This is a genomic window from Janthinobacterium sp. GMG2, from assembly GCF_033949445.1.
In the GTDB taxonomy this organism is placed as follows: Bacteria; Pseudomonadota; Gammaproteobacteria; order Burkholderiales; family Burkholderiaceae_D; genus Janthinobacterium; species Janthinobacterium aestuarii.
In genome coordinates this window covers 1,099,459-1,120,782 of the sequence record NZ_JAXAWA010000002.1, presented here as the reverse complement: position 1 = coordinate 1,120,782, position 21,324 = coordinate 1,099,459, and the positions used below count along the sequence as shown (strand labels likewise).

Genomic DNA, 21,324 nt, shown 5'->3' with positions numbered 1-21,324 from the left:
AAGTTCAGTCAATTGGCTCTATTTGTAGTGGAAAGAAAAGCTTTATCTCTTGCCTATTGGAATAGGTCTATAGTCACCATACCAAAAAATATAGCCTCAAGGAAACGGCAATCTTTTTTGCGGGCGCAACGACACGCCACTATGCCGGAACTTGAAAGAAGTAAATGATCAAATACTTAGCGATATCAATGGTGCTCTTCACCAGCATTGCTAGTGCCCAAGTGCATGTAAATGGGTACACTAAGAAAGATGGGACGTACGTGGCGCCGCACCAAAGAACGGCACCTGACAGTACCATTTCGAATAACTACAGCACACAGGGCAATGTCAATCCCTACACGGGGAAGGCTGGAACTGTTCCGAATCAAGCAGATAGTTCGTATGGCTATCAGCCTCAGGCAAAGCCAGCTCCACGCCAGGAAATTCAACCACTGCAACCTCTGCCATCGTTTCAACCAACACAGCCACCGTCACAGCCGTCTATATGGGGCACGCAAAAATAAAAGAGAGTTCTGACGAGTCGCCAGGGAGTATGCCAATGAGGCATCTCCCCCGATCAAGAACTGTTTTATCTATGCGGCGGCGTCAGCACGCTGGCTATCGCCTTCGGCAACGTTTCCGGATAATCGCGGCTGAAGTGCAAGCCGCGGCTTTCGCGGCGGGACAGGGCGCTGTTGACGATCATCGAGGCCACGTCGACGAGGTTGCGCAGTTCCAGCAAATCGTGCGTGATGCGGAAGTTGCGGTAGTACTCGTCGATCTCTTCCTTCAAGAGCGCGATGCGATGCTGGGCCCGTTCCAGGCGTTTCGTCGTGCGCACGATGCCCACGTAATTCCACATGAAGCGGCGCAGCTCGTCCCAGTTGTGGGAAATCACCACTTCCTCGTCCGCATCCGTGACCCGGCTTTCATCCCAGTCGGGCAGATACGGCGTGCCCAGCTTTTCCTTGCTTTCGATGTCTTGTGCGCAAGCGCGGCCGATGACGATGCATTCCAGCAAAGAGTTCGACGCCAGGCGGTTTGCGCCATGCAGGCCCGTGCATGCCGTCTCGCCGACCGCGTACAGGCCCGGCAAGTCGGCGCGCCCTGCCAGGTCCGTCACGACGCCGCCGCATGTGTAGTGGGCGGCCGGTACGATGGGGATAGGCTGCTTGGTGATGTCGATGCCCAGTTCCAGACAGCGCGCGTAGATGGTCGGGAAGTGTTCAATGAGGAATTCGGCCGGCTTGTGGCTGATGTCCAGGTGCACGTAATCGAGGCCGCGTTTCTTGATCTCGAAGTCGATGGCGCGCGCCACCACGTCGCGCGGCGCCAGTTCGGCCCGCTCGTCGTGGGCCAGCATGAAGCGCGTGCCAGCGGCCGCACCCGCTTCAGGCGGCAGTTTCAGCAAGCCGCCTTCGCCACGGATGGCTTCGGTGATCAGGAACGATTTGGCATACGGGTGGTACAAGCAAGTCGGGTGGAACTGGATGAATTCCATGTTCGACACGCGGCAGCCGGCGCGCCAGGCCATGGCGATGCCGTCGCCGCTGGCCGTGTCAGGATTCGTTGTATATAAGTAGACTTTGCCGGCGCCGCCCGTGGCCAGCACGGTGTGCTCGGCGGCAAACGTCAGTACTTTACCGGTTTGCTCATCCTGTACGTACAGGCCGTGGCAATGCGGTTGCGCGTTGCGCTGGGTCGGCTTCATGCCCAGCTTGTCGGAGGTGATCAGGTCGATGGCGCAATGGTGTTCGAACAGGCTGATGTTCGGGTGGGCGCGGACCTTTTCTTCCAGGGTCACTTGCACGGCGTGGCCGGTGGCGTCGGCCGCGTGGATGATGCGGCGTTGGCTGTGTCCGCCTTCGCGGGTCAGGTGGAAACCCAGTTCGGCCGTGGCGTCGCGCGTAAACGGCACGCCTTGCTCGATCAGCCATTCGATGGCTTCACGGCCGTGCTCGACGATGTAGCGCGTGGCGCTCTCGTCGCACAGGCCGCCGCCGGCGATCAGGGTGTCTTCGATGTGCTGCTCGTGGCTGTCGCCCGAGTCCAGCACGGCCGCGATCCCGCCTTGCGCCCAGTTGCTGGCGCCATCGAGCAGCGCGCGTTTGGAAATGATCGCGACGGTGCGCGTCTCAGCTAAATGCAGTGCAACCGATAAACCCGCCAGGCCACTGCCGACAATCGCTACATCAAATTTCATGACATTTATCTTTTTTTAGGGGAAGCATACTATATGCCATTTCCCCTCATTCGGTAATGTATTGAGATAAATTCTGCAAGCGAAAGATAGCCGGGGCTGTAGCTTGTGGCGCATCAATGTCTTCTTGGAACAGTTCGCCATGATGGCAAGACCAGCAGCGGGCCGCCTTGCGCGCGGCCTGATGCTTTTTGCCGCAGGGGGAACCATGATCCGCATCTTCAGCCATTATGTGTCGAAAACAGCGTTTATCCTGCTGTTGCTGGAAATCCTGATCCTGCTGCTGTCGGCCACCCTGACGTCCTTGCTGTGGCTGGCGGATGGCAGCCACTTGGTGCGGGCGAGCGAGGTCTACCTGTCGTCCTCGATCTTTGCGCTGGTCATTGTCTTGAGCATGAGCGCGCTGGGCATGTACCAGCACCGCTCGCGCGAAGACATCCGCAACACGTTATTACGCATCCTGCCCTCGTTCGCGCTGGGTTTTGCCGTGCTCAGCGTGTTGATACGCTTTATTCCAGCCCTGCATTTCGGACGCGGCAGCGTGCTGATCTTCGGCTTGGGTGCCATCGGCGTGCTGCTGGCGCGCCTGCTGGTATTCAAATCCTCGCAATCGGCGCTGATGAAAGGCCGGCTGATCCTGGTGGGTGGCGGGGCGCTGGCGCGCGAGTGCATGGACTTGGCGGCCAGCAAGATCGGTTTTCACCAGTTTACGGTCGTCGGCTGCATCGATGTGGCAGGCGAGCAATGCTGCGTGCCGGCCTCGGCCTTGCTGCCGAACGGACCGTCCCTGCTGGCCACGGCCCAGCGCCATGCCGCGCATGAAATCGTCGTGTCCGTCAGCGACCGGCGCAATGGCGCGTTTCCTGCCAAACAACTACTTGAATGTGCGCTGGGCGGCGTCAAGGTGATCGACGCGGCCACGTTTTTCGAGCGCGAAGCGTGCCAGATTCGCATCGATTCATTGCAACCGAGCTATCTGATCTATGGCGGCGGCTTCGACCAGAGCTTTTTCCGCGCTACCTCGAAGCGTTTGTTCGACCTGGCGGCCAGCGGCGTCATCTGCCTGGCGTCGCTGCCCGTGATGCTGGTGACCGCCCTGTGCATCCGCCTGGAAGACGGTGGCCCCGTGTTCTATCAGCAAGAACGGGTGGGGCGCGACGGCCAGCCATTCAAGGTGCTGAAATTTCGCAGCATGCGCTGCGACGCCGAGCGCGACGGCACGCCCATCTGGGCCTTGGCCAACGATGCGCGCATCACGCGCGTGGGAAATCTGATCCGCAAGCTGCGCATCGACGAGCTGCCGCAGATGCTCAATGTGTTTCGCGGCGAGATGAGTTTTGTCGGCCCCCGCCCCGAGCGCGGGTATTTTGTCGAGCAGCTGAAGGAGCAGGTGCCGTACTACAACATTCGTCACAGCATCAAGCCCGGCATCACGGGCCTGGCGCAGGTGCGCTATCAATATGGCGCCTCCGTCGACGATGCCGTCAAGAAGCTGCAATACGATTTGTATTATGTGAAAAACAATAGCCTGTTCCTCGACCTGCTGATCCTGCTCGACACGGTGCAGGTGGTGCTGTTTGGCAAGGGCAGCCGATGATGCGGGACCAGTCGGACTGGCTGGCGGCGCCCGATGCGGCGGCTCTCAGCCATGGCCTGGCGTCGCTGGCCTTCTTCGTGCTGGCGCTGCTATTGATCAGCAACTGGCGCGCGCGGCAGAACGTGCGCGCCTTGCTGGTGGCGTGCCTGGCGACGGGCGGCTGGGCGACGGGCACGGTGGTGCTGGTACTGCTGGGGCAGCGCATCGCGCTGGCCGGCGACGCGCTGGAATTGCTGCGCACCCTGGCCTGGCTGGTATTCTTGCTGCTGCTGATCGAACCGTCGCGGCCCCGTTTGCGCCTCGTGCTGGCCGGCATCGTCCTCACGGCGCTGGCACCGTGGCTGCTCTCCATGGCCTCATCCTGGCTGGCGCTGCCTTTGCCGGCGCGGCTCATCGCCAGTGTCTGCCGTTTGCTGCTGGCCGTGCTGGGCATGTTGCTGGTGGAACAGTGGTACCGCAACACGCCGCCCTTGAAACGCTGGGGCATCAAGTTTGCGTGCCTGGGCGTGGGCGGGCTGTTCGCCTATGATTTCTATCTGTACAGCGACGCCTTGCTGTTTCGCGCGGTCAATGATGACATCTGGGCCGCGCGCGGCATCGTCGACGCCCTGTGCGCGCCGCTGCTGGCCGTCTCGGCCGCGCGCAATCCGGGCTGGGCGCTGGGCTTGTCCGTCTCGCGCCAGATGCTGTACCGCTCGGCTGCCTTGCTGGGCTCGGCCATCTATTTGCTGGCCATGGCGGCCAGTGCCTATTATTTGCGCTATTTCGGCGGCACCTGGGGTTCCCTGATGCAGATGGCTTACCTGGGCGGCGCGGCCTTGCTGCTGGCGGGCGTGCTGTTTTCCGGCAGCCTGCGCGCCAAGCTCAAGGTGTATATCAATAAACATTTTTACAATGCCATCTTCGATTACCGCGAGGAATGGCTGAGATTTACGCGGGCCTTGTCCGAAGACGGTCCAGCGCTCGGTGAACGCACGATACAGGCCATGGCGCAACTGGTGGAAAGCCGCGCCGGCGCACTGTGGATCTTGCGCGAACAGGGACAGTTCACCCCGGCGGCCAGCTGGAACTGGCCGCCGGGCAGGTGGAGCGAGCCGGCATCTGGTCCCTTGTGCCAGTTCTTGGAGGCACGGCTATGGGTAATCGACGTGCCCGATTGCCAGCAAAACCCGCGCCAGTACGGCGGCTTGCGCTTGCCGCCCGCGCTGCTGGCGCTGCCCGATGTGTGGCTGCTGGTGCCATTGATGCTGCACGGCCAGCTGTTCGCCTTTGTCGCGCTGGCGCGGCCCCGCACGCATATCAGCTTGAACTGGGAAATCCTCGACGTGCTGAAAATTGCCGGCAGCCAAGCCGCCAGCTACTTGGCGCACCGCGAATCGCTCGACACCCTGACGGTGGCGCGCCAGTTCGATTCGTTCAACCGCATGTCCACCTTCATCGTGCATGACCTCAAAAACCTCGTGTTCCAGCTGTCGCTGCTACTGAGTAATGCGGAAAAGCACCGCGCCAATCCCGCTTTCCAGGAGGACATGCTGGGCACCCTCGACCATTCCGTGCAGAAAATGAAGACCTTGCTGCAGAAACTGGCGCGCGGCGAAGCGCCGGAAGCGCCGGCGCCGCTGCTGCTCGACGGCTTGCTGCGCCAGGCCGTGGCCGCCAAGGCGAGCCTGGCGCCGGCGCCCCGGCTGGAAATCGTCGATGGCGAGCTGACGGTGCTGGCCAACCGCGCGCGCCTGGAGCGGGTGCTGGGCCACTTGATCCAGAACGCCATCGAGGCGACGGCCAGCGATGGCAAGGTGGCCGTGCGGCTGCGGCGCGAGCAGCACACGGCCGTCGTCGAGCTCGACGATACGGGGCAGGGCATGAGCGAGCAATTCATCCGCGAACGCCTGTTCAAACCGTTCGACACGACCAAGACGGCGGGCATGGGCATCGGCGTGTTCGAAAGCCGCGAATACCTGCGCGAAGTGGGCGGCAGCCTGGAGGTGCGCAGCGAGCCGCAGGTGGGCACGACGTTTCGCGTGGTCCTGCCGCTGCACGCGGCATAGCAAAGGAGTGCCATGGGCAAGCAAAAACTGCTGGTCATCGAAGACGATCCCGGCCTGCAAAAGCAGTTGCACTGGAGTTTTGACGGCTATGAAGTCTTGCTGGCGGGCGAGCGCGAGGCGGCGCTGGCGCTCGTGCGGCGACACCAGCCGGCCGTGGTGACGATGGACCTGGGCTTGCCGCCCGACCCGGACGGCGCCACGGAAGGCCTGGCCACCCTGCGGCAAATCCTCGCGCTGGCGCCGGACACGAAAGTCATCATCCTCTCCGGCAACCAGGAACGCGCGCATGCCTTGAAAGCCATCGCCCTGGGCGCCTACGATTTTCACCAGAAACCGTTCGAGGCCGACATGCTGGGCCTGGTCATCGCCCGCGCGTTCTATCTGCACGCGATGCAGCAGGAAAACCGCCGCATGCTGCAGACGCAGGCGGACTCGCCGCTGGCCGGCATCGTCAGCCGCGATCCGGGCATGTTGAAGCTGTGCCGCAGCGTGGAAAAAGTGGCGCCCTCGTCGGCCAGCGTGATGCTGCTCGGCGACTCCGGCAGCGGCAAGGAACTGATTGCGCGGGGCTTGCACGCGCTGTCGAGCCGCCATGCGCAACGCTTCGTTGCCATCAATTGCGCGGCCATCCCCGAAAACCTGCTCGAGAGCGAGCTGTTCGGCTATGAGCGGGGGGCGTTTACGGGCGCGGCCCGGCAAACCCTGGGCAAGATCGAACTGGCCCACGGCGGCACTTTCTTTCTCGATGAAATCGGCGACATGCCGATGGGGCTGCAGGCGAAACTGCTGCGTTTCCTGCAGGAGCGGGTCATTGAGCGCGTCGGCGGACGCGCCGAGATCGCCGTCGATGTGCGCATCGTCTGCGCCACGCACCAGGACCTGAAAGTGCTGGCGGAGCAGGGACGTTTCCGCGAAGACCTGTTTTACCGCCTCAGCGAAATCGTGCTGCGCATTCCGCCGCTGCGCGAGCGGGCCGGCGACGCGGCCTTGCTGGCCCACCATTTCAAGAACAAGTTCTGCGCCAGCGAAGGCCGCAGCAACCTGCATTTCAGCACCGGCGCGCTGCAGCTGATCGAAAGCTACGGCTGGCCCGGCAATGTGCGCGAAGTGGAAAACTGCATCAAGCGGGCCGTCATCATGAGCGACGGGCCGCAGATCGCCGCCGACGACCTGGGCTTGCCCGCCAGCGCCCAGGCTGCGCCCCAGGATGAACCGCTGAATCTGCGCCAGGCCCGCGACGGGGCCGAATACAAGGTGATGGTGCGCGCGCTGGCGCGGGCCGACGGCAATATTGCCAAGGCGGCCGAACTGCTGGGCGTGAGCCGGCCCACCCTGTACGACCTGATGGGTCATCACGGCATCAAGTCGCAGGTGAATAGCTGAGTGTATTAAAAATCAAGATTGTGTAAGGCGTCGCACATACGATGGCGCCGCCATGGCGCATCCTTGCCTCATCTACAACAAGGAGGCGCCATGAACGCGATCAATCTATTGATGCAGGACCATAAGGCCGTGAAGGCCCTGTTTGCCCAATATGAAGGCTTGAGCGACCGCTCATTTGCCACCAAGAAAAAGCTGGCCGACCAGATCTGCCAGGAACTCACCGTGCACACGCAGCTGGAAGAAGAAATCTTCTACCCGGCCGTGCGCCGCCCCATCCACGACGGCGACCTGATGGATGAAGCCCTCGTCGAGCACGCGAGCGCCAAGGAGCTCATCGCGCAAATCTCCGCCATGGACCCGGCCGACGACCTGTACGACGCCAAGGTCAAGGTGCTGTCCGAGCAGATCGAGCACCACGTCAAGGAAGAGGAGGGCGACATGTTTCCGAAGGTGCGCGAGACGGCCGTCGACCTCGACGCGCTGGGCCAGGAAATGGCCGCGCGCAAGGAACAGCTGACGGGCGTGGCCGCCTGAACGGCTTAAAAAAATCAACAACCAAGGGAGTATTCCATGCAAGCTACACAATTGTCCGTGTCGGACCTGAACAATCCGGGCGTCTCCTGGGGCGCCGTGCTGGCGGGCGCGGCCGCTGCGGCCGCCTTGTCCTTCATCCTGCTGATCCTCGGCGTGGGCCTGGGTCTGTCATCCGTGTCGCCATGGTCGTTCAACGCGACGGCCATCGGCGTGTCGACCATCGCCTGGCTGGCCTTCATGCAACTGGCCGCCTCCGGCATCGGCGGCTACATGGCGGGCCGGTTGCGCGTGAAATGGAGTGCCATCCACACGGATGAAGTGCACTTCCGCGATACGGCGCACGGCTTGCTGGCCTGGGCCGTGGCCACCCTGATCACCGTGGCCGTGATGGCCGGCGGCACGCGCGCCGTACTGAGCGGCGCCATCGATGCGGGCAGCGGCGTGGCGGCGGCGGTGTCCCCAGCGGCGGGTGCGGGTGCGGCTGGTGCGAAGGCGGACGAGGGCGGCGGCGCCAATCCGCTCGATTATTTCTCGGACATGCTGCTGCGCGCACCTGCCGTGCCTGCCACCGCTGCTGCCACCACCGGCACCCTGGCGGTACCTACGGCCAATGCCAGCACGGCCGACCAGCGCGTGGAAACCGGCAGGATCTTCGCGACAAGCCTGTCCACGGGCAGTCTGGCCGCCGATGACCGCGCCTATCTGGGCCAGATCGTGGCCAGCCGCACGGGCTTGACGCAGGCCGAAGCGGAAGCGCGGGTCGATGCCGTCTACGGCCGCGCCGCCAAGGCCGCCGCCGATGCCAAGGCGCGTGCCCAGCAGGCGGCCGATACGGCCCGCAAGGCCGGCGCCCACACGGCACTGTGGATGTTCGTCGCCTTGCTGCTCGGCGCTTTCGTGGCCAGCCTGGCGGCAACGTTTGGCGGCCGCCAGCGCGACCATGAGCGCGTGCTGCGCCACGTCACCATCTGAACCTCTGTCTCTATAAACCATATAAAATCAAGGAGTCCTCCATGCGTTCCATCCTCTTGCTGCTGCTGGGCATTCCATTGCCCATCGTCATACTGATCGCCCTGTTCGTGCGCTGACAAGGCCAACACAAGAACCTGCACCCGCTGCAAGGTGGGCGCCGGTTTTTGCGTGAAAGCGGGCGCATGTGTAAGATGGCGCCATCTTTCCTCCGAGACCATCCATGAACGTGACCTCCATACGTCCCTTGCTGAAAACCGCCGCCATCGCCGCCTTTGCCTGCACTGTGCTGGCCGCGTGTTCCACCCTGATCGGCCCGCGCGACGTGAATGTGTCGCTGAGCAAGATGCAGCAAGGCCTGGAGCGCCGCTTTCCCATCGACAAGCGCGTGCTGTCCGTGCTCGACGTCAAGCTGACCCATCCGCAACTGTCCTTGCAACCCGAGCGCGAACGGGTGGCCCTCAGCGTGGACGCCAGCGTCCTGCCGCCTTTTATCCGCCAGACCTGGCGCGGCAGCCTGGCCATGTCGGGCCGCCTCGTGTTGGACGCCCAGCGCAACGCCGTCTACTTGAGCGAGGCGAGCGTGGACAAGGTGACCATCGACGGCATGGATGAAGCCCAGCAGCGCCAGTTCGCCAAGGTGGCCAGCCTGGTGGCCGACCAGCTCATGCATGAAACCCCAATCTACACGTTCAAACCCGAAGAATTGCGCTATGCAGGCGTGCAATTCGTGCCGACGCAGCTCAGGACCACCAGCAATGGATTGACGGTGACGTTCGAGCCGGTGAAGTAGGGGCGCATTGCACCAGGATGCTGTTACGGGAAAATGTAATGAAGGCTGTCGGCAGGCGGTTCTATCCGCTCAAGAACCACCCGGGCGAGCAGCTTTTCGATGGCCTCGGCGTCGCGCACATTCTGCTCTGACACCGCATAGCCATCATGTAGAGAAATTTTCAGCACCCCGGCATGGCACCAGATGAAGACCTCGATACCCATGATGTCACACCGCCCGGGCTGTTGCCACAAGGTGCCATCAATCAGCGATGGAAACTGCAAGTATGCATCGCCGGGGTAGGCGACGCCCGGTAAAGGCTGCGGTGGCGGTGCGTCAAATTTCACCAGCTTGATGCCCAGGCCCGCCAAGAATGTGTTGAGCTGTGCGGGTTCGACGTAGGCAAAGGCGACATCCAGTGAGTCGCCGTCATTGGCATGTCCCCCAAGCGCCCTGAAAAAACGGAAGAACTTCAGGCGCCGCGACCACTTGCGCAGCTTTTTTTCGTCATGTTCCTCGAACAGGTATTGCGTCCATCGATTCACGGCGATCCTTCATTAAGCTGTATCGTTGTGTTATTGCGCGGCGTCGCCTCTTCATGGAACAGGTCAGCCAGGTACTCGCACAGCGCATCTGCTTGAATATCGTCGGGAATAATGAAATCGGCGGGCCGGCGCTTGCCTTCCGCACCGAGATAGAATGCGCGCCAGGCTCCCGGCATCCCCCGGATGGCAATCAGCGTGCCGAAAACATTGAACCTGAATTCCTGCATCAGTCTGCTCCAACAAAACAAATGGTTTTAATGTACCGCGATAGGAAGAATTGCGTAAAGCGCCGTGACATAACCCCGATATTTATTGTGCTATAGTAACATTTACTTAACTTGGGGCGGGCGATGATGAATATCAGCACGGTGGGAATCCAGCCTGGGGCATTGTCGGTCGCGCAAGGCAACAAGACATCATCGGACAAGACATCGTCGGACAAGGCGCAGGCCGCCCAGGCGCCGGCCGGCGCTGGCGCCGTGGCCGACAACGTTGTGATTTCCACCCTGGCCGGGCGCCTGTCGAAGGCCGCGACGGCCACCAGCGCCACCGTCCAGGGCTACGATCATGCGGGGCTGGGTGTGTGGGTGAAGGACAATACGACGGAGATTCTCTATCCGCTGGACGCGGAACATAAGGCGGCCGCCGCCAGGCAGGTGCCGCAACCGAATGATGCGGCCTCGGCAAAGTCGGCCGCTGCCGCCACCGCGTTTGTCGACAGGAAGGGGCCGAATCCCTTTGCCAGCTTGTCGCGCGAGCAATTGTCCACCATTTCGAACGATGACAGCGGGACCTTTACCATCAACGAGCGGCGTGCTGCCTTTACGCAGGCATACGATGAAGAACAGGCCTGGCGCACCCAAGTCGTGGCGCAAGCCATGCAGGAATACAATAGCACCGGCAAGATGACCAATTTCTTCAAGTCGGTGCTGGGGCATTTCAATACATTGCCCCACCTGGAGCAGTCGCAATATCCTGCCAATTATGCGAACGACCTGGAAGACAAGATCAAGCTCGATTTTAATTATTTCAATCATGCGGCCGGCGATGGCGGGCCAACGCCGGGCTCGCTTGCAGACCTGCTGAAAAATCAGGGTAAAAAGACCGTGGACCTGTTCGATCTCCTGATCCGCTGATATCTGGAATTGTTCAACTGTCATTGTTGCGGGGCAGGCTGGCGGACTATAATCCGGCCTCCCATGCCTGGACAAGCATGTTCCCCAACATGAAGTGAAAACAATTAAAGGAATCTTCGTGAAACGCTCACTGATCAGCGCCGCCTGCTGCGCCTTGCTCGCCTTATCTTCGCCCTCGCTGTACGCCCAGCAAGGCGCTACCGCCTCCGCGCCCGTCTCCGGCATCGACATGAAAAGCCTGGACCCGGCAGTGAGCCCCAGGGATGATTTCTACGGCTACGTCAACGGCGTGTGGACCCGCAATACGGAAATCCCGGCCGACAAATCCGTCTGGGGCACGTATATCGAATTGCGCGAAATCGCCCAGGGCCAGTTGCGCGGCCTGATCGACGCCACTGTGAAAAACCCCGGCAAGCCCGGCAGTGAAGCGCACAAGATCGCCGACCTGTACACGAGCTTCATGAACGACAAGGCGCGCAATGCGGCCGGCTTCAAGCCCCTGCACGCCGAGCTGGCCCGCGTGGCTGCCGTCAAGGACAAGAAAGACTTGCCGGCGCTGCTGGCCTATCTGCAAGGCAATGGCGTGGCGACGCCGTTTTCCGCCTATGTGGCACCCGATGCGCAAGACCCCGAGCAGTACACGGTCAACATCAGCCAGTCCGGCCTGGGCTTGCCTGACCGCGATTACTACCTGAAGGACGACGACGCCAAGCTGCAAGCCGTGCGCGCCAAATACCTCAAGCATATCGAGACCATGCTGGCGATGAGCGGCGACAAGGCCGCTGCCGAACACGCGGCGCAGATCCTCGACATCGAAACGCGCCTGGCGGCAGTGCAGTGGACGCGCGTGCAGATGCGCGACCCCGTGAAATCGTACAACCGCGTCGATTTCGACAAATTCGCGGCACTGGCGCCGGCCTTCGACTGGAACGCCTACCTTACGGCCGCCGGCCTGGCGCCGAAGGCCTCGTCGGCCGTGGTGCGCCAGCCCAGCTTCATGACAGGCTTTTCCGAGACCTTGGCCGCCGTGCCGCTGGCATCGTGGAAGAGCTATCTGCACTGGCGCATCATCGAAAGCTACGCTCCCTACCTGGACAGCGCGACAGTCAAGGAACGTTTCGCCTTCGACGGCACCGTGCTGCGCGGCGTGCCGCAAAGCGAACCGCAGTGGCAACTGGCGCTGCGCTTCACGGATAACGCCATCAGCGACGCCGTCGGCAAGCGCTACGTGCAAATGTATCTGCCGCCGGAAACCCGGCCCCGCGTGATGGCCATGTTCGACAATTTCGTCGCCTCGTTCAAGGATGGCATCGAACAGCTCGACTGGATGGGTCCGGAAACCAAGAAGGAAGCTCAGCTCAAGCTGGCAGCCTTGAAGCCGAAGATCGCCTACCCGGATACCTGGCGCGACTACAGAAGCATGAAGACGCAGCCGAATGACCTGATCGCCAACGTGCGCGCCGCGCGCGCGTGGAGCCGCCAGCAAAACCTGGCCAAGCTGGGCAAACCGGTCGACCGCGACGAATGGTCGATGACGCCGCAAACCGTCAACGCCAGCTACAGCCCGGCCCTCAACGCCATCACGATCCCGGCCGCCATTTTGCAGCCGCCATTCTTCAACGTGAAGGCGGAAGATGCCGTCAATTACGGCTTGCTGGGCATCACCTTCGGCCATGAGATCAGCCATGCCTTCGACGATTCGGGCAGCCAATACGATGCCAAGGGCCGTCTGCGCAACTGGTGGACGGCGCAAGACCGCGCGGCCTTCAAGGCGCTGGCCGCCGGCCTCGTCAAGCAATACGGGGCCTACAGCCCCGTGCCTGGCTACCACATCAATGGCGAGCTGACCCTGGGCGAAAACATCGGCGACAATTCCGGCCTGTCGATCACCTACAAGGCCTACCAGCGTTCGCTCGGTGGCAAGCCGTCCCCCGTCATCGATGGCTTGACGGGCGAACAGCGCCTGTACATCGGTTTTGCACAGAAATGGCGCGCGAAACTGCGTCCCGAAGCGGCCATCGCCCAGATCAAGAGCGACCCGCATTCGCCGGGCGAATTCCGCGCCAAGGGCACGGTCAAAAACCAGCCCGGCTTTTACGAAGCGTTTGGCATCAAGCCGGGCGACCCGATGTATCTGCCGCCCGAGCAGCGCGTGATCATGTGGTAAATCACGTGGTAAACCCGTAGGGCAGTCGCGCAACCGCGCCGGGGACTATTCCTTGGCGTGGTTCAGCGTGTACCTGGGCAGCTCGACCGTCAGGTCTTCCTGCGCCAGGCGCGCCTGGCACGACAGGCGCGAGTGGGGCTGCAAGCCCCAGGCCTGGTCCAGCATGTCTTCTTCATTGTCGCCCAGCTCGTTGAGCGAGTCGAAACCCTGCACCACGACCACGTGGCAGGTGGAACAGGCGCCGACCTGGCCGCAGGCGTGTTCGATGTCAATCTGATTGCGCTGCAATGCGTCGCAAATGCTCATGTTTTCCGGCGCGTCGAAGACGGCGCCTTCCGGGGCCAGCTCGGGATGGGGCAGGACGGTGATTTTTGGCATGCGGGATTCTCCTCGTTTATCCTTCAATGCCGCCACTGTGGACCTTCCCGCCTTGGCAAGGTCAAGCCCCTGCGGCATCCTGCGCGGTGATGCACGCGTCCAGGTGATCGAGCAATTGCAGAAACACGCGTTTATCGGCGTAGTGATTCATCGTGTTACTCAGTAATACATCGCTGGCGGCCGCTGCCACGGCGCTGTGGGCTTGCGCGCAGGCGGCATGCAGTTGTACCCGATCAAGTTCCAGCAGCGCCGTATTGACGGCTTCGCGTGTGAAATCGTAGGCATCCATGCCGCAGCAGCCGGCGACACAATGGGTTTCCAGCAGGCAGATCAGCGGCCACAGTTCCCCCAGCAATGGATCGATGTCGATGGCTTGCTCATAGCGGCCGTCAAGACTGATGAATTCGATCCATGCATCGTCGCCGATCTGGATATCGTATTGGCGGTCGCGTTGCGTCATGGTTCAAGACTCTCCTGGGCAGTGGTATCGCATTATAAAAAAACCGCCACGAAGGCGGTTTTCTTCTGCGGTAATGCAGCGCTTAAATAAAATAGATCAGCGCGATGATGCCCACGACCAGCGCCACGCGGGTGACCTGGTAGGCCGTCTTGTTCCACGCCTTGAAGCGGCGGCGGTACTGGCCCATGGTCCAGGAAATCTGGAACAGCTTGCTCACGCCGCCCACCTGGTCGCCCAGTTCGTTTGGCGAGGCGGCGGCCGTCATCAGGGTGCGGCCCAGCCAGCGGTTCAAGCCTTGCGCCCAGCGGTAGCGCATCGGGCGCTCGATGTCGCAGAACAGGATGATGCGGTCGCTGTCGGCATCGTTGCGGGCCCAGTGGATATACGTTTCATCGAACATCACGGCCTGGCCGTCGCGCCAGCTGTGGCGTTCGCCATCGACGTCGATGAAGCAGCGGTCGTCGTTCGGCGTCTGCAAGCCCAGGTGGTAGCGCAAGGAACCGGCGAACGGGTCGCGGTGCGGGTTGAGCTTGCCGCCTTGCGGCAGTTCCGCGAACATGGCGGCCTTGATCGACGGAATCGATTGCAGCAAGGCATAGGTTTGCGGGCACATCTGCTGCGCCGACGGGTGGTTCGCGTCATACCATTTCAGGTAGAAACGCTTCCAGCCATATTTGAAGAAAGAATTGAAACCCACGTCATTGTTCTTTTCGGCTGCCTTGATCTTTTTCATTTCCTGCATGCGCAGCGCTTCATCGCGGATGATTTGCCAGTTCTGCTGCAGCGGCGCCAGTTCCGGGAATTGATCGACGGCCAAATACGGCGTGGCCGGCACCTTGGAAAAGGTGTGCATGAACAGGTTCAGCGGCGCCATGAACGAGGAGTGATCGAAGATCTGGCGGCGGAACGGCAGGCGCACCTTGCCCCGAAAATGAATATGTAAAACAGAAAACACAAAAATGCCCAGCAAGGCCCACTTCATACACAACCTCGTTTTTTAAGAATGGGGCAATTATAACCAGTTAATGCCATGGCCACCCCGGGCCACGGTGAAGGAAAGATGAAGCGGCACGCGCGGACGCTCTGTCCTACAATAGCCTTTTCTACACACTATCCGAGGTAACAATGGAAATCTGGCACGCACCGCTCGACCTGGCCATTCTCAACGCCGCCAGCGAGGGCACGGCCATGCGCCACCTGGGCATCGAATTCACGGCCTTCGGCCCGGACTGGATCGAGGCGACCATGCCCGTCGACCACCGCACCATGCAGCCATTCAAGCTGCTGCACGGCGGCGCCTCCGTCCTGCTGGCCGAAACCCTGGGCAGCATGGCCGCGAATGCCTGCCTCGATTCCAGCCGCCACGTGAGCGTGGGCCAGGAAATCAATGCCAACCACCTGCGCGGCGTGCGCGGCGGCCACGTGACGGGGCGCGCCACGCCGATCCACCGGGGCCGCACCAGCCAGGTCTGGGAAATCCGCATCACGGGCGACGACGGCAAACTGTGCTGCATCTCGCGCATCACCATGGCCGTCATCGACGCCCCGGGCGCGGGCTGATACGGCAGCTCTTGACTTGCATCAAGGCATGAAAAGCGAGCGCGTGAAATCATAAAAAACGCTGTTCGCTTATAATTCAGTGTGCTGTTGTATGGCGTAGCGGAAAGTCCCGCGCGCCTGCATTGCCCGACATTAGAAGCTGACTGCCCAAAAAACGCCAGTTAGAGACCCATCCCGCAGCATGCGGGAAAGGCACACGACGGCGAGCAGATCGCCCGGTTCTAGCGGAACCGGCAAAAAATCAACTTTATACAGGGCAATAACAACAATGATGTCATTCAATCGTTTGACGATAGGCGCGCGCCTGAGCGCAGGCTTCGGGCTGCTGGTCTTACTCATGCTGGTGCTGGCGGCCTTCGCGCTGCTGCGCATCGGCGCCATCTCCGGTGCCATGGACGCGCAGGAAAAAGTCCAGCTGGAAAAACTCGAACCGCTGTATGTGGCGCGTGAAGCGCTCGACCAGACGGGCCTGGCCGCCCGCAACGCGTATATCTTCCACGACCAGGCCGCCGCCGAGAAAGAGCTGGCCATCCTCGACAGCCAGAAGGCCCTGTACCTGGACGCGCTGGCCCGGCTGGCGCCGCAGTTTGTTGGCGATGCTCAATTCGAGAAAGTCAGCACGGGCTTGAAAGCCATGGCGCAGGAATTGCAACGTCCGCGCCAGTTCCGCGCCGCTGGGCAAATGGAACAGTACGGCACCTTCCTCGTCGAAGAGTGCAGCCCCTTGCGGCGCCAGATCGTCGCCGACATCGATACGGTGCTGAAAAACGTGCAGCGCGAATCGGAGCAGGCCAGCGTGGCCGCGCGCGCCATCTACGGCCAGTCCTTGCGCTGGATCGGCGTGCTGGCCGCGCTCAGCGTGCTTATTTGCATTGCGGTCGCCACCGTCATCACACGCGGCCTGCTGCGCCAGCTGGGCGGTGAACCGGCGTATGCGGCCGCGATCGCCGGGCGCATCGCGCTGGGGGAGTTGGCCATCGACGTGCACACGCGCCACGGCGACGACAGCAGCCTGCTGTTTGCCATCAAGACCATGCGCGACAACCTGGCCGCCATCGTCGGCAAGGTGCGCCATGGAACGGAAAGCATCGCCACGGCGTCGACCGAGATTGCCACGGGCAACCGCGACCTGTCGCAGCGCACGGAGCAGCAGGCCGGCTCGCTCGAGGAAGTGGCGTCATCGATGGAAGAACTGATTTCCACCGTGCGCCAGAATGCGGACAACGCCCAGCAGGCGAACCGCCTGGCGCGCGAAGCGTCGAAGGTGTCGGAGCAGGGCGGCAAGGCGGTAGCGGAAGTGGTGCACACCATGGGCCTGATCAATGCTTCGTCGAACAAGATCGTCGACATTATCGGCGTGATCGACAGCATCGCCTTCCAGACGAATATCCTCGCCTTGAACGCGGCCGTGGAAGCGGCGCGCGCGGGCGAGCAGGGACGCGGTTTCGCCGTCGTTGCCACCGAGGTGCGCAACCTGGCGCAGCGCTCAAGCGCCGCCGCGCGCGAAATCAAGGCCCTGATCGACGACTCCGTCAGCAAGGTGGGGACCGGGACATTGCTCGTCGAGCAGGCCGGCGTCACCATGCACGACGTGGTGGCCGGTATCGGCCGGGTGACGGGCATCATGGCCGAGATCAGCCACGCCACGCAGGAGCAGGGCGCCGGCATCGAGCAAGTCAACCGCGCCATCGTCGACATGGACCGGGTGACCCAGCAAAACGCGGCCCTGGTCGAGCAGGCTGCCGCCGCCGCGCAGGAATTGCAGCAGCAGGCGGCGCAGCTGGAACAGGAAGTGGGCATCTTCAAACTGGCCAAGCCGGCCAGCGGACCGCTGCGCCTGGCGGCTTGAGGCCGATGGCGCTTTAGCGCGGCGCGCGCCAACCGGCATATTCCGCGCTACAATGAGCGCTGGATCACCGCCAGGACGACTCATGCAAGTGCGCAGCAGCCATGATCTATCCAGCCCGGACGACGACAAACCGGCGCCGCCCGTGCTGCAGTTGGCCCTTGCCGGTCTTGGCTGGGGCTTGCTCACCTGCATGCTGTGCTTTGCCATCCTGTTCGTCACGAAATGGCTGCTGCCGCCCGAATACTGGGGCGCGCACACGGGCCTGTCCAAGTTCAAGCGCGAAATGTCGCTGCCCCTGCTGGTGTTCTGGGTCGTCATCTATTCCCCCATCCTGGAAACCTTCCTCGGCCAGCTGCTGCCGCTGGAAATCCTCCGTCGCCTGGGCGCCAGCCGGCAGCTCAGCGTTTTTATCGGCGCCATCCTGTGGGCCATCGTGCATTTCATCAGTGGCGGCCTGCTGCACGCCATCGTCGCGCTGGGGTCCGGCGCCATGTTCAGCTTTGTCTACCTGCGCTACCGCGGCCCCAGCGTGGCCGTTGCCTACGCGACAACGGCGTTTGCGCGCGCCTGCAACAATATCGCCATCCTTATCGCCGTGTTCTACGGCCTCGACGCCTGAGTCGCACCATTCCGAAGCAAGTACGGCACCAGCGCCGCCAGCGCCACGGCCAGCAGCGCGAGGCCGACCAGCAACTGGCGGAAGGCGGCGTCATAGCTGGCGCGCAGCAGCGCTTCCTGGCCGCCCAGCAGCTGTGTTGCCTGCTGGATGTCACCGAGCGCGGCGCGGCTGGCGGCGGCCAGCACCGGTAAATCGGCCGGCAGTTGCCGCGCCAGGCCCGCACCGATCAGGCCGGCCAACAAGGAGCCCGCCAGGGCCAGCGCCACCCCATCGGCACTGACGCGCACGGTATTGAAGATGCCCGTCGCCATGCCGGCCCGCTCCGTTTCCACCACGCTCAGGGCCATGCCATCCATCAAGCCCCACGGCAAGCCGATGCCCACGCCGATCAGCAGCAGGGGGCCGGCCAGCGCCGCGGTGCCGCCATGGCCCAGCACCTGCGCCAGCCAGGCCAGTCCCGCCGCGGCCAGCAGCAGCCCCGCCGCACACAGGGCGCCCGTCTTGACCCAGCGCGACAGCAGCGCCGCCAGCACGGGCACGAGCAGCAGCGGCGCGGCCAGGGCGATCATCAGACGGCCCGCCGCCAGCGCGGACATGTTGTCGATACCGATGAAACGCCCCGGCAGCATGACGATGAGCACGATGAACAGGAAGGCGGGCGAGGCGGCCAGCACTTGCACGGCGACAAAGCGGCGCTGGCGGAACAGCGACAAATCCAGCATGGGCCGCGCCGTCCTGCGCTCGATCGCGACAAAGGCGAGGAACAGCAGCACGGATGCGGCGATGGACAGCAGCACGGCGCCGTTGCGCCAGCCGTGTTCGGGCGCCAGCAGCATGCCCAGGGTCAGCAGGCCCAGCGCGGCGCTGAAGCTGATGGCGCCAGTCCAGTCCAGCCGGCCCTGGCCGCGCGCCGGATCGGCCGGCACGCTGACCCATACCAGCAGCATGCCGGTGGCGCCCAGCGCGGCCGTGGCATAAAAGATGGCGGGCCAGCGGGCCAGCGCCAGCATGGCGCCGGCCGCCAGCGGACCGAAGGCCAGGCCCAGGCCGAATGTCGTGCCCAGCACGCTCATCACGCGGCTGCGCGCCGCGCCGTGGAACAATGGCGCCAGCGAGGACATGGCGGCGGCGAACGCAGCTGCGCCGCCCAGCCCCTGCACGAAACGCAGCGCGGCGATCCATGCCACCGACGGCGCGACGGCAATGGCCAGGGTCGCCACGCAAAACAGCGCCAGCCCCGCCAGCCAGACGCGGCGCCGTCCCAGCACGTCCGTCAGGCTGCCGGCCACCATCATGGCGCTGCCATAGCTGAGGATATAGGCATTGATGACCCAGTTCAGGGCGGCGGCGCTGCCGTGCAATTCGGCGCCGAGGGCGGGCAGGGCGACGGCCGGGCCCGTGAAGCACAGGGGTATCAGCAAGCCCGTCAGGCAAGCAGCCAGCACTTGCAGCGGGAGTGAAAGAGGTGAGGAAGAGGACATGGGTGTCGGATATGAAAGAAAGAGGGGCGAGTATGGCGCGCCCATCATTGAAGAAAAATGGGCTAAACTGATCAACATATCGGACACAAATGTCTTGAGTGGAGTGTGAATGGATAGCTTGGGTGGCATCGCCATGTTCGTGCAGGTGGCCGACAGCGGCAGTTTTTCGGCCACGGGCCGGTTGCTGGGCCTGTCGTCGTCGGCCGTCGGGAAAAGCGTGGCGCGCATGGAGGCGCGGCTGGGCGCGCGCCTGTTCCAGCGCAGCACGCGGCATCTGGCCTTGACGGCGGAAGGGGAAAAATTCCTGCAGCGCTGCAAGCGCATCCTGGCCGAGGTGGAAGCGGCCGAGCGCGAACTCGGTGAATCGGGCGGGGCGCCCGGCGGCCGCCTGCGCATCAGCCTGCCACGCTACAGCGGCCTGTTCGAAGCGGCCATCGCTGCGTTCATGCAAGCCTATCCCGCCATCGAACTCGACCTCGATTTCTCCGACGCCATGGTCAATATCGTCAGCGATGGCTTTGACGCGGCCGTGCGCACGGGCGAACTGGCCGATTCAAGCCTGATGCGGCGCAAACTGTGCACATTTCGCCGCCTGCTGGTGGCGTCGCCCGCCTACCTGGCGCGCCACGGCCGGCCCGCCGATGGCGCCGCGCTGCTGGGACACGCGCGCCTCGACTACCGTTTTCCCGCCACGGGCCGTTTGGAACAGTGGCCGCTGATGGACGAGGCTGCCCAGCCGGCGCCCGGCATGGTGTGCAACAGCGTGGAAATGCGCGTCTTCCTGGCCGTGCAGGGGCAGGGCATCGCCTACCTGCCCGCATTTGCCGTGCAGCGCGAGCTGGCGGCGGGGCAACTGGTCTCGCTGCTGGACGAGCATACGCAGGCGCGCACGGCATTCTGGCTGCTGTGGCCAGCCAGCCGCCACCTGCCGCCGCGCTTGCGTGTATTCATCGATTTCCTGGTGCAGCAATTACAGGATCAAACTTTTGGAGCTATGCCATGACGGTCGATTCTTCCCTGACGCCATTGCAATTGCATGTGGCCGGCGCCACCGTGCGCCATGACCACCCGTTTGCCATGCCGCCGCTGCCGCAGCAGGAGCCGCTGACGGCGGCCTTGCGCGATGACTGGGTGCGGCCCCTGTACATGGGCTTGCACCAGCCCCAGGCGCTGGCGTGCGCGCAGCGCCTGGGGCAGGCCGACGCCACCGTCATCGCGCGCCTGCTGGGGCAATTCGACTGGCGCAGCCGCACGGCGGGCGCCTACCTGGCCGCACTGACCGGACAGTCCGCTTTCACGGACCAGCTGGGCGGCCTGCTGCTCGCTAGCGAGGTCTGCTACGCGGGCAGCGCGTATTGTCTGGCGCTGGCTGTTTTCGACACGCCAGCCAGCCGCGACTACCTGCACCGTTATCTTGCACATTACCTTTGCCAGCCGCAGTTGCACTTTGATCAGGAGCACGCGATGGCGGCCATTGCCTACCTCGATGGCCAGCATGGCCGGGATGAGGCGGCCCGCCACGCGCCAGCCTGGACCGGTTTCGCCGCCAGCCGCCCGGGCCTGGCGCTGGACGACGCGCTCGCGCAATTTACTTCCCGCATGGCCGCCTTGCGCGCCTTGCAGGCCGCAGCGCCTGGCAAATAAGCG

At 63.1% G+C, this 21,324-nt stretch carries 20 protein-coding genes; 13 read left to right on the top strand and 7 right to left on the bottom strand.

Features of this window, described 5'->3' with window-relative positions; translation table 11 throughout:
- Positions 1-568: 568 nt before the first annotated feature.
- A complete protein-coding gene (gene nadB, locus SKZ59_RS11145; protein WP_219330298.1) occupies positions 569-2,182 on the bottom strand; it encodes an L-aspartate oxidase in 1,614 nt (537 codons plus the stop codon).
- A gap of 205 nt (positions 2,183-2,387) precedes the next feature.
- On the opposite strand from nadB, the gene SKZ59_RS11140 reads away from it, so the two are divergent.
- From SKZ59_RS11140 to SKZ59_RS11115, 6 genes are all read left to right on the top strand, one after another.
- Positions 2,388-3,776 carry a TIGR03013 family XrtA/PEP-CTERM system glycosyltransferase gene (locus tag SKZ59_RS11140; protein WP_319991766.1) on the top strand — a complete coding sequence of 463 codons (1,389 nt, stop codon included), beginning with the start codon at positions 2,388-2,390 and terminating at the stop codon, positions 3,774-3,776.
- Positions 3,773-5,824 carry an XrtA/PEP-CTERM system histidine kinase PrsK gene (gene prsK / locus SKZ59_RS11135; protein ID WP_319991765.1) on the top strand — a complete coding sequence of 684 codons (2,052 nt, stop codon included), beginning with the start codon at positions 3,773-3,775 and terminating at the stop codon, positions 5,822-5,824. Before SKZ59_RS11140 ends, prsK begins: the two co-directional genes overlap by 4 nt.
- Positions 5,825-5,836: 12 nt before the next feature.
- Positions 5,837-7,207, top strand: a complete 1,371-nt coding sequence (gene prsR, locus SKZ59_RS11130) for a PEP-CTERM-box response regulator transcription factor (protein WP_319991764.1) — start codon at positions 5,837-5,839, stop codon at positions 7,205-7,207.
- 90 nt (positions 7,208-7,297) lie between these two features.
- Entirely contained in the window at positions 7,298-7,741 is a 444-nt protein-coding gene (locus SKZ59_RS11125) for a hemerythrin domain-containing protein (protein WP_072453716.1), read from the top strand.
- A gap of 36 nt (positions 7,742-7,777) precedes the next feature.
- Entirely contained in the window at positions 7,778-8,713 is a 936-nt protein-coding gene (locus tag SKZ59_RS11120) for a hypothetical protein (RefSeq protein WP_319991763.1), read from the top strand.
- 220 nt (positions 8,714-8,933) lie between these two features.
- Positions 8,934-9,503, top strand: a complete 570-nt coding sequence (locus tag SKZ59_RS11115) for a DUF1439 domain-containing protein (RefSeq protein WP_034748510.1) — start codon at positions 8,934-8,936, stop codon at positions 9,501-9,503.
- Positions 9,504-9,526: 23 nt separating this feature from the next.
- On the opposite strand, the gene SKZ59_RS11110 is transcribed toward SKZ59_RS11115, so the two are convergent.
- The gene (locus tag SKZ59_RS11110) at positions 9,527-10,027 is read right to left on the bottom strand and encodes a hypothetical protein (RefSeq protein WP_034748507.1); all 501 of its coding nucleotides are present in this window, start codon (positions 10,025-10,027) and stop codon (positions 9,527-9,529) included.
- Entirely contained in the window at positions 10,024-10,254 is a 231-nt protein-coding gene (locus SKZ59_RS11105) for a hypothetical protein (RefSeq protein WP_319991762.1), read from the bottom strand. The genes SKZ59_RS11110 and SKZ59_RS11105 overlap by 4 nt, the downstream gene beginning before the upstream one ends.
- 123 nt (positions 10,255-10,377) lie before the next feature.
- Between SKZ59_RS11105 and SKZ59_RS11100 the strand changes: the two genes are divergently transcribed.
- Together SKZ59_RS11100 and SKZ59_RS11095 are read left to right on the top strand one after the other, a co-directional pair.
- Positions 10,378-11,163, top strand: coding sequence for a hypothetical protein (locus SKZ59_RS11100; RefSeq protein ID WP_319991761.1), 786 nt, complete (start codon positions 10,378-10,380; stop codon positions 11,161-11,163).
- Positions 11,164-11,281: 118 nt separating this feature from the next.
- Positions 11,282-13,330, top strand: coding sequence for a M13 family metallopeptidase (locus SKZ59_RS11095; RefSeq protein WP_319991760.1), 2,049 nt, complete (start codon positions 11,282-11,284; stop codon positions 13,328-13,330).
- A gap of 45 nt (positions 13,331-13,375) precedes the next feature.
- Here SKZ59_RS11095 and fdx read toward each other — a convergent pair whose 3' ends face one another.
- The 3 genes from fdx to lpxO all read right to left on the bottom strand — a co-directional run bounded on the left by fdx (position 13,376) and on the right by lpxO (position 15,150).
- Entirely contained in the window at positions 13,376-13,708 is a 333-nt protein-coding gene (gene fdx, locus SKZ59_RS11090) for an ISC system 2Fe-2S type ferredoxin (RefSeq protein WP_072453711.1), read from the bottom strand.
- Between the two features lie 61 nt (positions 13,709-13,769).
- Positions 13,770-14,168: a DUF6331 family protein gene (locus tag SKZ59_RS11085; RefSeq protein WP_319991759.1), complete on the bottom strand. Its 399-nt coding sequence runs from the start codon at positions 14,166-14,168 to the stop codon at positions 13,770-13,772.
- Positions 14,169-14,250: 82 nt separating this feature from the next.
- Positions 14,251-15,150 carry a lipid A hydroxylase LpxO gene (lpxO, locus tag SKZ59_RS11080; protein WP_319991758.1) on the bottom strand — a complete coding sequence of 300 codons (900 nt, stop codon included), beginning with the start codon at positions 15,148-15,150 and terminating at the stop codon, positions 14,251-14,253.
- 143 nt (positions 15,151-15,293) lie between these two features.
- Between lpxO and SKZ59_RS11075 the strand changes: the two genes are divergently transcribed.
- The 3 genes from SKZ59_RS11075 to SKZ59_RS11065 all read left to right on the top strand — a co-directional run bounded on the left by SKZ59_RS11075 (position 15,294) and on the right by SKZ59_RS11065 (position 18,196).
- Positions 15,294-15,728 (top strand): hotdog fold thioesterase, encoded by a 435-nt coding sequence (locus SKZ59_RS11075; protein WP_072453709.1) that lies wholly within the window; start codon positions 15,294-15,296, stop codon positions 15,726-15,728.
- 268 nt (positions 15,729-15,996) lie between these two features.
- Positions 15,997-17,577, top strand: a complete 1,581-nt coding sequence (locus SKZ59_RS11070) for a methyl-accepting chemotaxis protein (protein WP_319991757.1) — start codon at positions 15,997-15,999, stop codon at positions 17,575-17,577.
- An 82-nt stretch (positions 17,578-17,659) separates the two neighbouring features.
- Entirely contained in the window at positions 17,660-18,196 is a 537-nt protein-coding gene (locus SKZ59_RS11065; RefSeq protein ID WP_058049555.1) for a CPBP family intramembrane metalloprotease, read from the top strand.
- On the opposite strand, the gene SKZ59_RS11060 is transcribed toward SKZ59_RS11065, so the two are convergent.
- Complete coding sequence (locus tag SKZ59_RS11060; protein ID WP_319991756.1) at positions 18,178-19,677, bottom strand: MFS transporter; 1,500 nt, start codon at positions 19,675-19,677, stop codon at positions 18,178-18,180. The genes SKZ59_RS11065 and SKZ59_RS11060 overlap by 19 nt on opposite strands.
- A gap of 109 nt (positions 19,678-19,786) precedes the next feature.
- Here SKZ59_RS11060 and SKZ59_RS11055 point away from each other — a divergent pair, with 109 nt between their 5' ends.
- A complete protein-coding gene (locus SKZ59_RS11055) occupies positions 19,787-20,680 on the top strand; it encodes a LysR family transcriptional regulator (RefSeq protein WP_319991755.1) in 894 nt (297 codons plus the stop codon).
- Positions 20,677-21,321 (top strand): DUF6000 family protein, encoded by a 645-nt coding sequence (locus SKZ59_RS11050; RefSeq protein ID WP_319991754.1) that lies wholly within the window; start codon positions 20,677-20,679, stop codon positions 21,319-21,321. Before SKZ59_RS11055 ends, SKZ59_RS11050 begins: the two co-directional genes overlap by 4 nt.
- Positions 21,322-21,324 lie beyond the last annotated feature (3 nt).